This is a genomic window from Nocardioides pantholopis, assembly GCF_003710085.1.
Classification (GTDB): Bacteria; Actinomycetota; Actinomycetes; order Propionibacteriales; family Nocardioidaceae; genus Nocardioides; species Nocardioides pantholopis.
Window position 1 is genome coordinate 3,101,463 of the sequence record NZ_CP033324.1, and the last position, 14,413, is coordinate 3,115,875.

Sequence of the window (14,413 nt, forward strand, 5' to 3'; positions counted from 1 at the left end):
GGGGTCCGGTCCGGGCTCAGCCCGCCCGAGCGACCGGCGCTGGGCCCGTCACTGGCCCGTCACTGGGCCGTCACTGGGTGACGAACTGGGTGAAGTAGACCTCCAGGACCTCCTCGTGGTAGAGCTCGGCGAGCTCGTGGGTCAGGCTCGCCTTCATCTTCCGGCGGGTCTCAGGGTCGGTCAGGGTGGGCACGGACTGGCCGCTGAACATGTCGATGGTCGCGTCCAGGGCCTTGCTGCCCTCGACCTCGTGGGCGCCCTCGACGAGCTGGAGCGCGATCCCGACGCTGAGGTAGTGGCCGTCCGCGAGGTTGACCTGGACGGGGTCCAGGGCGACCACCTCGCCCGGGACCGCCTCCGCCTCGCCGGAGGGCTTGAGGAAGAACCAGTAGCCGGCCCCGCCGAGGAGCAGGAGTGCCACCAGCACGATCAGCAGCTTCTTCTTGCGGCCGGTCGGCTGCTCGTCCTCGGCGGCGGGCGCCGCCTGCGGGGGCGACAGGGTCGTGGTGCTCATCGGGTGGTCCCTTCTTGGGTGGTGGTGCTCCGGGCCAGGTCGGGGAGCAGCTCGCGCACGGCCGCCTCGGCCGCGGACAGCACGACGACGTCCACCCGCTTGTTGACTGCCTGCGACTCCGGCTGCGACGGGTCGATCAGGGGCCGGGTGACGCCGTACCCGGCGACGGCCAGGCGGGCGGTGGCGACGCCGAGCCGCTCCTCCAGCCGACGCAGGACCGTGATCGCCCGCGCCGACGAGAGGTCCCAGTCGGTGTTGAAGTACGCCGGCTTCACGTCGACCTGGTTGGTGTTGCCGGCGATCTCGAGGTCGTCGGAGAGCCCGGCGAGGACCGGGCCCAGCACGTCCACGACCCGCTCACCGCGCGGGGACAGCGTCGCGAGGTCGTTGCGGAACACCACGTGGCGCGAGACCAGGCTCACGACGAGGCCGCGCTCGTCGTAGCTGGTGCGCACGTCGCTGCTGAGCCCCTCGGCCCGCAGCGCCCGACGCAGCCGGGTCTCGATGTCGCGCAGCCGAGCGAGCTCCTTGCGCGCGGCGTTGCGCACCTCGACGTCCGCGTCGGCGGTCCGCGGCGCCACGAACGCGGCGTCCGGGACCTGCTTGGCCGCGACGGCCGAGATCGCGGAGCTGCCGGTCTCCTTGAGCAGGCTGGTGCCGCCGTCCTGGACGACCGACGCCTCCCCGAAGCCCACGGCCAGGCCCTGCTTGAGGGCCGTGTACTTCTCGGTGTCGGTGTAGCTCATCGCGTAGAGGATGATGAACAGTGCCATCAGCAGCGTGATCAGGTCGGCATAGGTGACGAGCCAGCGCTCGCTGTCCTCGTGCTCCTCCTCCACGTGCCGCTTGGGGCGTCGGCGGGCGGCCATCGTCAGGCCGCTTCCGGGCGCTGCTGACCGGCCGGGAGCAGCGCGACCAGCTTGTGCTCGACGACCCGCGGGTTGGAGCCGGCCTGGATGGCGGCCACGCCCTCGATGATGACCTCCATGCGGGCGATCTCGAGCTCGCTGATCCGCTTGATCTTGGCGGCGATCGGCAACCACATCACGTTGGCGGTCATCACGCCCCACAGGGTCGCGAGGAAGGCACCGGCGATCGAGTGCCCGAGGGACTCGGGGTCCGCCAGGTTCTCCAGCACGTGCACCAGGCTCATGACGGTGCCGATGATCCCGATCGTGGGAGCGTAGCCGCCGGCGTCGGCGAAGAACTTGGCCGACATCTTGTCGGTGCGGCGCTTGGCGTCCACCTCGCCCTCGAGGATGTCGCGCACCTCGTCGGGGTCGGTGCCGTCGATGGCGAGCGTGACGCCCTTGACCAGGAACTTGTCGTCGATGTCCCGGGTCGCGTCCTCCAGGGCCAGCAGGCCCTCGCGGCGCGCCTTGTCGGCCAGGCCGACGACGGTCGGGACGACGTCGCCGGCGGGCGGCACGTTGGTCGTGAAGGCCCGGCGGGCGCCGATCATGGAGCACTTCGCGTCGGCGACGGTGCCGCCGGCGAACGAGACCAGCAGCGTCGCCCCGAAGACCAGGAGCATCGGCGGCAGCAGGATCAGGCTGGAGGGGCTGCCACCCTCCAGGATGTTGGCGGTGACGATGACGACCATCGCTCCGCCGATGCCGATGACAGTTGCCTTCTCCATCAGACGCTCCCCTCCGGGGAGTTCAGGCCGGCCGGGTGCGGGGTGACGCTGGCCAGGGTGCGTTCGGCGGGCTCGCGGCGGGGGCGGGAGTCGGCCGCCGAGCGGTCGTCCTGGCCGAGCAGGGTGGGATCGACGTGCACCAGCTCGCTCAGCGCGATCACCTCGGCGCGGTGCAGCCGGATCTCGGCCACCACAGCGCCCAGGCTCTCCGCCACGACGTACTTCGAGCCGGTGGTCAGCGTGACGACCGTGTCGGGCGTCTTGTCCACGCGCTCGATCAGGTCGGAGTTGATGACGAACTCCGCACCCGAGAGACGGGTCAACGAGATCATGGGGGCACCATCCTTAGTGCTGTCTGCAGCGACGGCCTTCCGTGGCCGTCCCTGTTCAGTTCGGCGACCGGGCAGCGAACCTGAGCGAAACCCGACCGCCGTGCGGTCCTTGACATGGGGAGGCCCCGGCGCCCGCGGTGCGGACGCCGGGACCGGCCCGATCAGCGCTTGAGGTTGACCAGGTCCTCGAGGACCGAGTCGGAGGTCGTGATCACCCGCGAGCTGGCCTGGAAGCCGCGCTGGGCCAGGATCAGGTTGGTGAACTCGGCCGCGAGGTCGACGTTCGACATCTCCAGGGCGCCCGCGACGATCGAGCCGTTGCCGCCCTCGCTGGGCACGCCGATGTCGGCCGCGCCGGAGTTGGCGCTCTCGCGGTAGGACGTGTTGCCGACCTTGACCAGGCCCATCGGGTTGTCGAAGTCCGCGATCGCCAGCTGGGCGACCTCACGGTTCACGCCGTCGCTGAAGGAGCCGACCAGCTTGCCGTCGCTGCCGATGCTGTAGCCGGTCATGGTGGCGCCCGCGGGGAGGGCGGGGGTGAGCCCGGCCGTCACGTTGCGGTTGAGGTTGACCATGCCGCCGACCGGGTCGCCGGCCGCGTCGAGCCGGTAGCCCTGGACCCGGGCGCCGGTGGGGGTCACCAGGTCGCCGGACTCGTCCCAGGTGAACGCACCGGCCCGGGTGTAGAGCTGCTCGGGGCCGGAGCGCACGACGAAGAACCCGTCGCCGGAGATCATCAGGTCGGTGGGTCCGCCGGTGGTCTGGTTCGACCCCTGGGTGAAGTTGGTGTTGGTGGCGGCGAGCTGGACGCCGAGCCCGATCTGGATCGGGTTGGTGCCGCCCTGGCCGGCGTTGGCGCCGGCGGGACCGGTCAGCATCTGGCTGAGCGTGTCGGAGAAGACCGTGTTGCTGGACTTGTAGCCGATGGTGTTGGCGTTGGCGATGTTGTTGCCGGTCACGTCGAGCATGGTCTGGTTGGTGCGCAGGCCGCTGATGCCGGCGAAGAGGGAGCGAAGCACGGGGGGTTCCTTTCGGGAGTGGGCCAGGGGGTGGCCCGGACGAGGGGGACGATCAGATGCCGGTGGAGCCGGTGGAGCCGGTGGCGTTCGTGGAGCCGGTGGAGCCGTCGGTGACCTTGAGCACCGAGACCATCGGCACCTCGGTGCCGTTGACGTCGAGGAGCGGCCCGGAGGCGCCGAAGCTCACGGCGCTGACCGCACCGGTGGCGGTGGTGCCGTCCGCGGCGGTGTAGCTGACCGTCCGGCCGACCATCGAGGTCGCGCCGAAGGCGAGCGTCACGTTGAGCAGCAGGCTCGTCTGGTCGGCGACCTCCTGCATCTTCTCCAGCGCGGTGAACTGGGCGTTCTGGCTGAGGAACTCGCCGGAGTCCGCCGGGTTCATCGGGTCCTGGTACTTCATCTGGGCCATCAGCAGCTGCAGGAACATGTCCTGGTCCTTGCTGCCCGAGGCGGCCTGGGCGGGGGTCGTGGTGAAGACCGACGACGGCGTGACGCCCTCGGTCGCGCTGATGCTCATGCCAGCTCCTCACAGAGCCAGGTCGACGCGTGCCGGCGTCGACCCGGTGGGGTGGTGCGGGAGGGGCCCTCCGTGGCCCTGGCCCCGCTGGGTGGTGGCGCTGCCCGGCATCCGTGCCAGGAGGTCGGGCGCGGGCGTGGGCTCGCCCTGCTCGCGCCCGCTGCGGTCGCCGGCTGATCCGCCGGTCGTGCCGCTCGTCTCGGGCCGGTCGGCCCGGCCGTCGTGGTCCGGACCGTGCTGGTCCGGGCGGTGCTGGTCCGCGCCGAGGTCACGAACCGTGACCTTCACGTCCACCGCACCTGTGCTCTGCAGCAGGCGCTGCAGCTCGCTGGAGCCGTCGCCGAGCGCGGCGAGCGCCTCGGGGCCCGCGGTGAGGTGGACCTGCAGCGCGCCGTCCCGGGCGACGAGGTGCACCCGTACCTCCCCGAGCGTGCCCGGGTCCAGGCGCACGGTCATCCGATGGCTTCCCTCACCGGTCTGGGTCGCCCGGGTGACGGCGTCGAAGAGCTGGTGGCTCACCGGCGTCGGGCCGGTCGCGGTACCGCCCGGGCCGGGCGGCCCGGTCGGCGTGACAGTGGGCGCTCCGAGGACCGAGGCGCTACCGGCCTGTGCCGTGGGTCCGGTCTGCTCGACGGGGCGCGCCGCCACGGGCTCGCCGGCACCGGGGGCACCGCGGCGGTCGCCGGCGTCCGTGCCGCCGGGATCGGCCTCGGGCGCCGTGCCGACGGCGGCGGACGCCGCGACGGCGCCGGAGGTGCCCTCGGCACCGACCGGGGCGATCGCGTCGCTCGGGGCAGTCGGGGTGAGCGCTGCCACCGGGATCGCCGCTGCGTCCGCGACGCCTGTCGGCCCGGCGGGCCGGGGCAATGTCATCGCGGCTCCGGTCGTCGGCGTTCCGGCCGGCAGGGCCCCGGCGTCCACCGCGACGGCGGTCCCGGCCGGCGACAGGGCCGGGCCGGACGCCGCAGCGGCAGCACCGTCGGCGAGGAGCCCGGTGCCTGCGAGGGGCTGCCCGGCGCCGGCCTCGGCGGCCGGGGCGAGCCCGGACGGGACGGCGGTGGGCCAGGTGGCCGGCGGCCCGGCGAAGAGCGCGGCGAGGCCGACCAGGCCGGCCTCGATCAGGACCGGGTCGGGCCCGGCTGGCGGACCATCCGGCGCGGAGGCCGGCCCCGCGGGAGCGCCCTCGACGCTGCGCTCGTCCACGCTGCGCTCGTCCACGCTGCGCTCCCCCACCATCGAGTCGAGGAGGTCGCCGAAGCTGCGCCGGCCCTCCTCGCGCGCGCCGGGTCGGGACGCGGGCTGGGTGCCCCGGGCCGGGGCGACCGGCACCAGGTCGGTCAGCTGGATGCTCATCAGGCGGCTCCTGCCAGGGACATCACGGAACGGACGTAGTTCTGGGTCTCGCGGTACGGCGGGACGCCGTCGTAGCGCAGCACCGCGCCGGGCCCGGCGTTGTACGCCGCCAGGGCCAGGTCGGTGCGGCCGAAGCGGCCCAGCAGGTCGCTCATGAGTCGCGCCGCCCCGTCCACGGCCTGCGCCGGGTCGAAGCTGTTGCTCACCCCGAGCCCGCGAGCGGTGGCCGGCATCAGCTGCATCAGGCCCTGGGCCCCGGCCGAGCTGACGGCGTCGGCGCGGTAGCCCGACTCCTGCTTGGCGATGGCGGCGAGCAGGGTTGCGTCGACGCCGTGGGTGGCGGCGGCCCGGTTGAACAGGTCCGCGTAGGGCACGCCGGCGACCGGTCGCGCGTCGGCCGCGCCGGGCGCCGACGTCCCGGCCAGGCCGTCCGCGGGGATCACCCGGCGGATCGCGGTGGGGGTGTCGTAGACGTCCTCGACCCGCACCTGCGCGCCCGGGCGCGGGGCGTGGATCATCTTGCCGTCGCCGATGTAGATCCCGATGTGGGAGACCGGGGAGTTGAAGGCCAGCAGGTCACCGGGCTGCGCCTGGTCCATGCTCGCGACGGGCTGACCCGCGGTCGCCTGGTCCCGGGAGACCCGCGGCAGGTCCACGCCGAGGTTCTTGTAGACCAGCTGCACCAGACCGGAGCAGTCCAGGCCCCGGTCGGGGTCGGTCCCGCCCCAGACGTAGGGGATGCCGAGGTACTTCTCCGCCTCCGCGACCACCCGGGCCCCGTCGGCCGCGGCCGGCGTGGTGCCGGGCGTGCCGGTGGTGCTGCCCGCGGCGTACGGCGCGGCCGTGGGCGCCGCGGTCGCGAGCGCCCCGTCCAGTGTGGTGCGGAACGAGCCGGTGGCGGCGCTCGTCGTCGCCGGCGCCAGCTGGGCGAGCCGGGCCTCGATCTGCGCGATCCGGCCGGTGACCTCCGTGATGCTCATCGGTCTCCCTCCCGGGTGCGGCGCAGCCACTGCCGGCCCGCGGCGTCGTCCTGCTCCTTCGCCTCGTGGCGGGCCGCCTCGGCGCGCCGCTGGTCGGCCCGGGACTCCAGGAGTCCCTCCACGGCCGAGAGCCGGGCGTGGTCGGCCTGCCAGTGCGCGGTCGCCGCCGCGCTGAGCACGGCGGCCGACTCGGCCTCGCTGCGCGCCGCGCTGACGGCACCGGCCAGGGCCTGGAGCATCGTGCGCTGCGCGAGGTACGTCGCGCCGTCGACGAGGGACCCGCCTGACCCGCCGGACCCGCCGGACTCGCCGGCCTGGGCCGCCAGCCCGTCGGCGAGCCGGTCGGCGGCCGCCTCGCGCTCACGCTGCTCGCCGAGCGCACCCTGCAGACCGATCCGGCTGTCCCGCTCCCGGACCTCCCGGACCCGGGCGACCGCCCGGAGCCCGCGGTCGTGCCGGGCGCTCACGACGCCACCAGGTCACGCAGTGCGGACCAGGTCTGGTCCAGCGGGGTGGACTCGGACATGCCCTGGCGCAGGAAGTCGTCGATGCGGCCCGTCCGGGCGATCGCTGCGTCGGCGTCCGGGTCGCTGCCGCTGACGTAGGCACCGATCTCGACGAGCTCGCGGACGTTGCGGTGCGCGGCGAGCATCCGGCGCAGCCGGACCGCGTCGGACTGCTGGTCGGCGTCGGTGACCGCGGAGGTCACCCGGGAGATCGACTCCAGCACGTCGATGCTCGGGAAGTGTCCCGAGGTCGCGAGCCGGCGCGAGAGGACCACGTGGCCGTCGAGGATGGAGCGGGCGGTGTCCCCGACCGGGTCCTGGAGGTCGTCGCCCTCGACGAGGACGGTGTAGAGGCCGGTGATCGAGCCCGCGGGCGCGGTGCCGGCCCGCTCGAGCAGGCGCGGCAGCAGCGAGAAGACGCTCGGCGGGTAGCCGCGGGTGGCGGGCGGCTCGCCGGCCGAGAGGCCGATCTCGCGCTGGGCCATCGCGATCCGGGTGAGGCTGTCCATCATCAGGACCACGTGCCGGCCGCGGTCGCGGAAGGACTCCGCGATCCGGGTGGCCACGAACGCCGCGCGCAGCCGCTCGACCGGCGGGGCGTCGGAGGTGGCGACGACCACGACGGAGCGGGCCAGGCCCTCGGGACCGAGGTCGTTCTCGAGGAACTCGCGGACCTCGCGGCCCCGCTCCCCGATCAGCGCGATCACCGAGACCTCCGCGTCGGTGCCGCGGGCGATCATCGAGAGCAGGCTGGACTTGCCGACGCCGGAGCCGGCCATGATGCCCAGCCGCTGGCCGCGCCCGCACGGGACCAGGGCGTCCAGCGCCCGCACCCCCAGCGCCAGCTGGGTGTCGATGCGCGGACGACGCATCGCGTCCGGGGCGTCGTGGTCGACGCTGACCTCGGTCAGCCCGTCGAGGGAGGGGCCTCCGTCGATGGGGCGGCCGAGTCCGTCGAGCACCCGGCCGGCGAGCTCCTCGCCGACCCGGATCCGCAGCGGACCGCCGGTGTGGCGCACCAGCGCGCCGACCTGGATGCCCCGGGTCTCCCCCAGCGGCAGGCAGGTGAGCCCCACGGCGCTGCTGGCGGCGACCTCGGCGAGCACCGGCCGGTCGCCGAGGATCTCCAGGAGGTCGCCGACCGCGGCGCGCAGGCCGGTGACCTGCAGCTGCAGGCCGAGCAGCTGCGAGACCCGGCCGAGGGTCTCGGGTCGGGTCGCCTGGAGGGCCCGCTCGCGCAGGCCGGCGAGGAGGTGCTGCGTCACCGCGGTCACGACAGCACCTCGCGGACCCGCTCGAGCTGGCGGGTCAGGCGCAGGTCCACCACGTGGTCCTCCACCTCGAGGACCGCGTCGTCCGCGGCGAGCCGCGGGTCGTCGGCGACCCGGACGCCGTTGGCCGCGAGCTCGGCGACGCGCTGGACGTCGAGGGTGCCGGGGTGCAGGTGCACGACGATCGGCGCGTCGCCGGGCCGCTCGGCGAGCACCCGGCGTACGACGTCGTCGGCCCGGTCGGGGCTCGAGCGCAGCTCGTGCCCGACCAGCGCCTCGGTGAGCTCGCGGGCCAGCTCGACGGCCTGGTCGTGGACGAGCGCCTCGACGGCGCCGACGCGCTGGCTCACCAGCTCGGCGGCCCGGACCAGGCCGGCCACCGCCTGGCGGTGCTCGCGCTCGCGCCGGGCCTCGGCCGCGGCGTGCTCCTCGGCCAGCCGGTGCTGCGCCGCACGGGCGGTCTCGGTCGCCTCGCGGCGCCCCTGCGCCCAGCCCACGGCGTACCCCTGCGAGCGGGCGGCGCTGCGGGTGGCCTCGGCCAGCTGGGAGAGCGCGTGCTCGGTGGTCTCGTCCCCGAGCACCGCCGCGTCGCCGAGGCGGGTCCAGGTGCCGGTGCGCAGCTCGGGGCTCCCGGGCCGGCGCACCGCGCCGGCCTCGGGCCCGCGGAGCAGGGCCTCACTCGATGAAGTCATCGTCGGCCCCTCGTCGGACCATGATCTGGCCCTGCTCCTCGAGCTCGCGGATGATCCGGATGATGGCCTGCTGCGCCTCCTCGACCTGGGCGAGGCGGACCGCGCCGAGCAGGTCGATCTCCTCGACCAGCGTGGTGGACGCGCGCTCGGAGAGGTTCGAGGTGATCTTGTCCCGCACGGCGGGCTGGACGCCCTTGAGCGCGAGCGCGAGCTGGTTGGTGTCCACCTGGCGCAGCACCTGCTGCACCGAGCGGTCGTCGAGGCTGACGATGTCCTCGAACATGAACATCATGCTGCGGACCTCGTCGGCCAGCTCGGCGTCGAGAGCCTCGAGGCCCTCCACGATCTGGCGCTCGGTGGCCCGGTCGGAGCGGTTGATGATGTTGACCAGCGGCTCGACGCCGCCGACCCGGGAGACCCCGACCGGCTGCAGCATCGAGGAGAGCTTGCGCTCCAGGTTGCTCTCGACGGCCTTGACGATCTCCGGCGAGCTGCGGTCCATCACCGCGATCCGGTGCGCCACCGCCGCCTGCTTGTCCGGGTCGAGGCTGGCCAGCAGCATCGACGCCTTGTCGGCGGTGAGGTGGGCCAGGACCAGCGCGATCACCTGCGGGTGCTCGTCGATGATGAACGAGCGCAGCTGGGCCGGGTCGGCCGCGTGCAGGAACTGGAAGGGCATCTGGACGGCCGCCGCGTTGAGGCGGTCCATGATCTCGCCGGCGCGCTCGGCGCCGAGCGACTCCACGAGCAGCTGCTGGGCGTAGCCCAGGCCGCCCTGGGCGATGTGCCCGCGGGCGATCAACAGGTCACGGAACTCCTCCATGACCGCCTCGCCCTCGGCACCGCTGATCGAGTCCAGCCGCGCGATCTCGGCGGAGACCGCCTCGACCTCGGAGTCGCTGAGCTGGCCCAGCACCTCGGCGGCCTTGTCCCGGCCCAGCTGGATCAGCAGGATCGCGGCCTTGCGGACGCCGAGTCCGTTCATCGTCGCGGTCATCAGGGCCTCTCCGCCAGCCAGCCGCGGAGCAGGCCCGCGACGTCGTCGGGCTGGCGCTCGATCAGCATGGTCAGCTCGTCGCGCAGCTCCTCGGAGCGCGAGGCCTCGGACTCCTCCAGCGCGAGCGCGGCGGGCGAGGGCTCGATGGCCGGGGCCACCGGCTCCCGCTCACGCAGCTGCTCCACGAGGTAGGACGTCTCGGCCTCCCGGCGCTTGGCCCGGCGCCGGCTGCGGATCGCGGCCAGCGCGAGGAAGGCCAGCACCAGGACCACGATCGCGACGTTGCGGATCGTCTTGTTGCGAGCGGCAGCGGCCTCCTCGGCCTCCGCCTTCGCCAGGTCGGCCTCGGTCGCCTCCTCGGCGGACCGGTCGAAGGGCAGCGCGGAGACGGCGATGCTGTCCCCACGGTCCGGCTCGATGCCTGCGGTGCCCGCGACCAGCTCCTCGATGTCCTGGTAGGCGATCTGTCCGGTGGTGTTCGAGTCCAGGACGACGCCGATGCTGAGCTTGTCGATCGCCCCGGGGGTGCTCTCGCGCTGCACCTTGCGGGAGCCGACCGCGTTGTCGACGGTGCGGTGGGACTTCTCGTAGTTCCCGTTGCCCGCGCCCTCGGCGGTGCCGTTGTCCTCCACCTGGCCGTCGGGGCCGACGACGCCGTTGGCGCCGTTCCCGGGCCCGGTGCCGTTGTAGGTCTCGGTGACCTCCTCAGAGGACAGCGGCAGCGCGTCGGCCTCGGCCACGTAGTCGAGGGTCTCGGTCACGGCCTTGTCGAAGTCGAGCTCCGCGCTGACCTGGACTGTCGAGTTGCCCGGGCCGACGACGCGGTCGAGCATGCTCTGCAGCTTGGTGCGGTACTCGCTCTGCACGTCGGCGACCAGCTGCGAGCGTCCGGTGCCGTCGGCCCCGGCGACGCCGCCGGGCGAGGACAGCACCGCGCCCTTGGAGTCGGTGACCGTGACCTGGTCGGCGTCGAGGCCCTCGATGCTGGAGGCGACGAGGTTGATGACGCCCTGGACCTGGGCGGGCTCCACCGCGTCGCCGGCCTGGGTCTTGATCAGCACGGACGCCGTGGTGGGGTCCTGCTCGTCGGCGAAGACCTGCTTCTCCGGGATGGCCAGGTGGACGACTGCCGTCTGCACGCCGTCGATGGCCTCGATGGTGCTGGCCAGCTCGCCCTCCATGGCGCGCTTGTAGTCGGTGCGCTCCTTGAAGTCGGAGGTGGTCAGGCCCTGGTCGTCGAGCAGCGAGTAGCCGCCGTCGGAGCCGGTGGGCAGCCCCTCGCCGGACAGGTCGATGCGCGTCGAGTAGACGGCGTCGCGCGGGACCATGATCGTGGTTCCGCCGCCCGCGAGCTCGTACGGCGTGCCCTGGGCCTCCAGCTGCTCCACGACGGCGCTGGCGTCGCTGGCCGACAGGTCGGAGTACAGCGGGGCGTAGGAGGGGGTCGAAGCCCAGCGGAAGACCATGAAGCCGCCGAGCAGCAGCGCCAGGGTCCCGAGGACGGCGACCAGCTTCTGGCCGGTCGTGAAGGCGGTGAAGGTGGTGCGGCCGCGGGTGAGCAGCCGGGTGATCTGGGTCTTCATCACACCTGCATCCGCAGGATCTCGGTGAACGCCTCGATCGCCTTGTTGCGCACGGCCACCGTGACCTGCGAGGTCGCCTGGGCCTCGGCCGCGGCGAGCGTGTAGTCGTGGATGTTCTGCAGGTCACCGGTGGCTGCCTGGACCGCGAGCGTGTCGGCCGACTTCTGCACGCCGTCGAGGCGCTCGATGCCGTCGGTCAGCAGGCTGGCGAAGTCGGGGCCCTGGGCGCCCTGGACGCCCTCGGTGCCGCCGGGACCGACGACCCGCGTGGCGGGATCGGTCGCGGCGATCTGGGAGAGGTTGAGCGGCGCGAAGCCCTCGATGCCGGCGACACTCATCAGCGCGCTCCGATCTGCAGCGCGCTGGTGTAGGCGTCCTGCGCGTACTTCGTGGTCTGGACCGAGGCCTGGTAGCCGCGCTGGGCCTGGATGAGCTGGGACATCTGGCTGGCCATGTCGACAGCCGGGGCCCGGACGTACCCGTCCTCGTCGGCCAGCGGGTTGCCCGGGTCGTGCTTCAGCACGCCCTCCGGGTCGCTGACGGCCACCCCGGCCACCTCCACGCCGCCCTGCGGGTCGGCGGCGGCGATGACCATCTGCGCCTGGAAGGCGTCCTCGTCGGTGGAGGTGACCGTGTTGAGGTTGGCGATGTTCGACGCCAGGGTGTCGAGCCAGGTCTGGTGCATGCCCAGGCTCGAGCCGGCGATCTTCAGCGTGTCGAAGGCGCTCATCAGCGGGCCTCCGCCGCGATCTTGACCAGCTGGTGCCGGTCGGCGGCCGCGCGGGTCATGATCTGGTACTGGTACTGGGTCTGCATGGCAGCCATCGACTCGTGACGCAGGTCGACGTTGTTGCCGTTCGCGCCCACGGGGGTGTCGGTGGCCTGGGTGCTCACCTCGAGGGAGGGACGCTCGCCACGGTCGATGGCCCGCTCCAGGGCCGACTCGAAGTCGACGCTCGTGGCGCGGAAGCCCGGGGTGTCGACGTTGGCGATGTTGTCAGCGATGACGTCGCGACGCAGGGCGAGACCGTCCAGCGTCGTGGCCAGCACGGACGCGACCGCATCGTGACCGACGGGGGAAATGGGCACAGCCGTCCTTCCTCAGGTGTGCCATTCCGTCGGCGCCAAGTGAGCGATCCGTGCTCGCCTCACCTATCGACAGCGCCGGGGGTGACCTGAGGAAAAGTTCCGAGCGGCCGCCCGGTCAGGTCAAGATCACCGACATGCGACCGGTCCCGTAGCCCGCGATGTCGAGCGTGAGGTCCTCGCGCCGGCCCAGGGTGAGCGTGCGCATCAGCACGTCCCCGGGCAGCTTGGCCCCCGCCGGGTGCAGGTCGAGGAGGCGCAGGTGCATCGCGTTCCCGACGTTGAACAGCGAGGCCGCCACGTTGAGCACCTCGTAGAGGTTCTCGGCGAGCGTCTCCTGCAGGTGGTTCTGGGCGAGCGAGGACTCCGTCGCGGGCAGCGGCATCAGCGCGATCGCCGCGGCGGCGTACGCCGAGAACGCGACGTCGCAGGCGATGACGGCCCGGACCACGAGGCTGTCGTCGACGTACACCCCGACGCTGGCCGGCTTCTTCGGCGAGACGACCAGGGGCGCGGCGGGCTGCAGCGTGACCTCCCGGCCGAGCAGGCCGGAGAGCAGGTCCCGGATCTCCTTGTTCGTGGGCAGGTGGGTCTCCGCCGCCATCGAGCTCACGGGCGGACCCCTACCGAGGCGAGGGCATCGTCGAAGGCCTCGGGGGTGAAGGGCTTCGCGATCAGGAAGGCCGCGCCGGCCTGCTCGGCGCGCTGGCGCATCGCCTCGGAGCCCTCCGAGGTGACGAACCCGAATGGGATGTCGTTGCCGGCGCCGCGCAGCACCCGCAGGGCGTCGATGCCGTTCATCTCGGGCATGTTCCAGTCCGAGAGCACCAGGTCCGGCTTCTCGGTCTGGACCAGCTCGACGGCCTGTCTGCCATTCTCGGCCTCGAGCACCTCGTGCCCGCCGTGACCGGCCTGGCGCAGGGTGCGGATCACGATCTGACGCATGACCCTGCTGTCGTCGGCGACGACGATCTTCATGGTTCGCTCCTGGAGATGTTGCGCGGGTGTGAGGCGGGCGTGAGGCGCCGCGATGGTGAGCGGTGCGGTCAGGACGACGGGGTGAGGACCCGCACCCGGAGCGGCGCGCCGTACCAGCTCAGGTGCAGGTCGGTGCTCGCCGCGAGCTCGGAGGGCACCTGGACCGGGCCGTGGAAGACCACCGGCAGCGAGAGCACGCTGGGGCCGGGCATCAGGCTCTTGACGTTGCCGCCCACGATGTTCGCCAGCTCGCCGATCGCGTCGGTGCAGGACGCGACATCGGGGACCTCGTCCTCGGCGAACCCGAGCATCGCCCGGGTCACCGCGAGGACGACCGGGTCGCCCAGGTCGAGGCTGACCATGGCCCGCCACTCCCCCGTGATCGTGACCGTCGCCGACCACAGGGTCGAGCAGTCAGGGGGCGGGCCCCCCAGGGCCAGCTCGTCCGGAGCGCCCACGAGCGAGGACCAGACCTCGTCGAGGAGCGCCGCCAGGTCGGGTGCGGTGGGGGCGACGACGCTCACGCGGAGACCTCCTGGTCGCGCAGGCCGAGCAGGGCGAGCTTGTCGAGGATCGCGTCGGCGGTGAAGGGCTTGATGACGTACTCGTGGGCGCCGGCGGCGAGCGCCCGCACGATCTGACCGTGCTCGCTCTCGGTGGTCACCATCATCAAGGTGATCGCGCGCCAGCGCGGGTCGGCCCGGACCCGGGTGACGAACGTGTAGCCGTCCATCACCGGCATGTTCCAGTCGATGAGGCACAGGTCGGGCAGCAGGCCGGCCTCGAGGTGGTCGAGCGCCGCCTGGCCGTCCCCGGCCTCGGTGGTCTCCCACCCGAGACCCGCCACGATCCGTCGCAGGATCGAGCGCATCGCGCGCGAGTCGTCGATGATCAGGGCGTGCATGGCGGCTCCAGTCGGGGCAGGCGGTGACGGGCTTCGACCGGC

The 14,413-nt window shown here is 73.0% G+C and carries 20 protein-coding genes; all 20 read right to left on the bottom strand.

Features of this window, described 5'->3' with window-relative positions:
• Window positions 1-70: 70 nt before the first annotated feature.
• Window positions 71-514: a flagellar basal body-associated FliL family protein gene (locus tag EBO35_RS14885; RefSeq protein WP_122818403.1), complete on the bottom strand. Its 444-nt coding sequence runs from the start codon at window positions 512-514 to the stop codon at window positions 71-73.
• Window positions 511-1,383, bottom strand: a complete 873-nt coding sequence (locus tag EBO35_RS14890) for an OmpA/MotB family protein (RefSeq protein WP_122818404.1) — start codon at window positions 1,381-1,383, stop codon at window positions 511-513. The genes EBO35_RS14885 and EBO35_RS14890 overlap by 4 nt, the downstream gene beginning before the upstream one ends.
• Window positions 1,384-1,385: 2 nt before the next feature.
• Window positions 1,386-2,153: a motility protein A gene (locus EBO35_RS14895; RefSeq protein ID WP_122818405.1), complete on the bottom strand. Its 768-nt coding sequence runs from the start codon at window positions 2,151-2,153 to the stop codon at window positions 1,386-1,388.
• Window positions 2,153-2,485 (bottom strand): flagellar FlbD family protein, encoded by a 333-nt coding sequence (locus EBO35_RS14900; RefSeq protein ID WP_122818406.1) that lies wholly within the window; start codon window positions 2,483-2,485, stop codon window positions 2,153-2,155. The genes EBO35_RS14895 and EBO35_RS14900 overlap by 1 nt, the downstream gene beginning before the upstream one ends.
• Window positions 2,486-2,646: 161 nt before the next feature.
• On the bottom strand, window positions 2,647-3,504 hold the full coding sequence (locus EBO35_RS14905) for a flagellar hook-basal body complex protein (protein WP_122818407.1): 858 nt from the start codon (window positions 3,502-3,504) through the stop codon (window positions 2,647-2,649).
• Window positions 3,505-3,556: 52 nt separating this feature from the next.
• A complete protein-coding gene (locus EBO35_RS14910) occupies window positions 3,557-4,021 on the bottom strand; it encodes a flagellar hook capping FlgD N-terminal domain-containing protein (RefSeq protein WP_122818408.1) in 465 nt (154 codons plus the stop codon).
• A gap of 9 nt (window positions 4,022-4,030) precedes the next feature.
• A complete protein-coding gene (locus tag EBO35_RS14915) occupies window positions 4,031-5,374 on the bottom strand; it encodes a flagellar hook-length control protein FliK (RefSeq protein ID WP_122818409.1) in 1,344 nt (447 codons plus the stop codon).
• Complete coding sequence (locus EBO35_RS14920) at window positions 5,374-6,354, bottom strand: transglycosylase SLT domain-containing protein (RefSeq protein WP_122818410.1); 981 nt, start codon at window positions 6,352-6,354, stop codon at window positions 5,374-5,376. The genes EBO35_RS14915 and EBO35_RS14920 overlap by 1 nt, the downstream gene beginning before the upstream one ends.
• A complete protein-coding gene (locus tag EBO35_RS14925; RefSeq protein WP_122818411.1) occupies window positions 6,351-6,821 on the bottom strand; it encodes a flagellar FliJ family protein in 471 nt (156 codons plus the stop codon). Before EBO35_RS14925 ends, EBO35_RS14920 begins: the two co-directional genes overlap by 4 nt.
• Window positions 6,818-8,134, bottom strand: coding sequence for a FliI/YscN family ATPase (locus EBO35_RS14930; RefSeq protein WP_317983499.1), 1,317 nt, complete (start codon window positions 8,132-8,134; stop codon window positions 6,818-6,820). Before EBO35_RS14930 ends, EBO35_RS14925 begins: the two co-directional genes overlap by 4 nt.
• Entirely contained in the window at window positions 8,131-8,823 is a 693-nt protein-coding gene (locus tag EBO35_RS14935) for a FliH/SctL family protein (protein ID WP_122818412.1), read from the bottom strand. Before EBO35_RS14935 ends, EBO35_RS14930 begins: the two co-directional genes overlap by 4 nt.
• Complete coding sequence (fliG, locus tag EBO35_RS14940) at window positions 8,807-9,820, bottom strand: flagellar motor switch protein FliG (RefSeq protein WP_206422575.1); 1,014 nt, start codon at window positions 9,818-9,820, stop codon at window positions 8,807-8,809. The genes EBO35_RS14935 and fliG overlap by 17 nt, the downstream gene beginning before the upstream one ends.
• Complete coding sequence (fliF, locus tag EBO35_RS14945; RefSeq protein ID WP_122818413.1) at window positions 9,820-11,403, bottom strand: flagellar basal-body MS-ring/collar protein FliF; 1,584 nt, start codon at window positions 11,401-11,403, stop codon at window positions 9,820-9,822. Before fliF ends, fliG begins: the two co-directional genes overlap by 1 nt.
• Complete coding sequence (gene fliE / locus EBO35_RS14950; protein ID WP_122818414.1) at window positions 11,403-11,741, bottom strand: flagellar hook-basal body complex protein FliE; 339 nt, start codon at window positions 11,739-11,741, stop codon at window positions 11,403-11,405. Before fliE ends, fliF begins: the two co-directional genes overlap by 1 nt.
• The gene (locus tag EBO35_RS14955) at window positions 11,741-12,133 is read right to left on the bottom strand and encodes a flagellar basal body rod protein FlgC (protein ID WP_122818415.1); all 393 of its coding nucleotides are present in this window, start codon (window positions 12,131-12,133) and stop codon (window positions 11,741-11,743) included. Before EBO35_RS14955 ends, fliE begins: the two co-directional genes overlap by 1 nt.
• Window positions 12,133-12,492, bottom strand: coding sequence for a flagellar basal body rod protein FlgB (locus tag EBO35_RS14960; RefSeq protein ID WP_241153720.1), 360 nt, complete (start codon window positions 12,490-12,492; stop codon window positions 12,133-12,135). Before EBO35_RS14960 ends, EBO35_RS14955 begins: the two co-directional genes overlap by 1 nt.
• A gap of 115 nt (window positions 12,493-12,607) precedes the next feature.
• Window positions 12,608-13,102 (bottom strand): hypothetical protein, encoded by a 495-nt coding sequence (locus tag EBO35_RS14965; RefSeq protein WP_122818416.1) that lies wholly within the window; start codon window positions 13,100-13,102, stop codon window positions 12,608-12,610.
• Window positions 13,099-13,467, bottom strand: a complete 369-nt coding sequence (locus EBO35_RS14970) for a response regulator (RefSeq protein ID WP_122818417.1) — start codon at window positions 13,465-13,467, stop codon at window positions 13,099-13,101. Before EBO35_RS14970 ends, EBO35_RS14965 begins: the two co-directional genes overlap by 4 nt.
• A gap of 68 nt (window positions 13,468-13,535) precedes the next feature.
• Entirely contained in the window at window positions 13,536-13,991 is a 456-nt protein-coding gene (locus tag EBO35_RS14975; protein ID WP_122818418.1) for a chemotaxis protein CheX, read from the bottom strand.
• The gene (locus EBO35_RS14980) at window positions 13,988-14,371 is read right to left on the bottom strand and encodes a response regulator (protein WP_122818419.1); all 384 of its coding nucleotides are present in this window, start codon (window positions 14,369-14,371) and stop codon (window positions 13,988-13,990) included. Before EBO35_RS14980 ends, EBO35_RS14975 begins: the two co-directional genes overlap by 4 nt.
• Window positions 14,372-14,413: the final 42 nt, after the last annotated feature.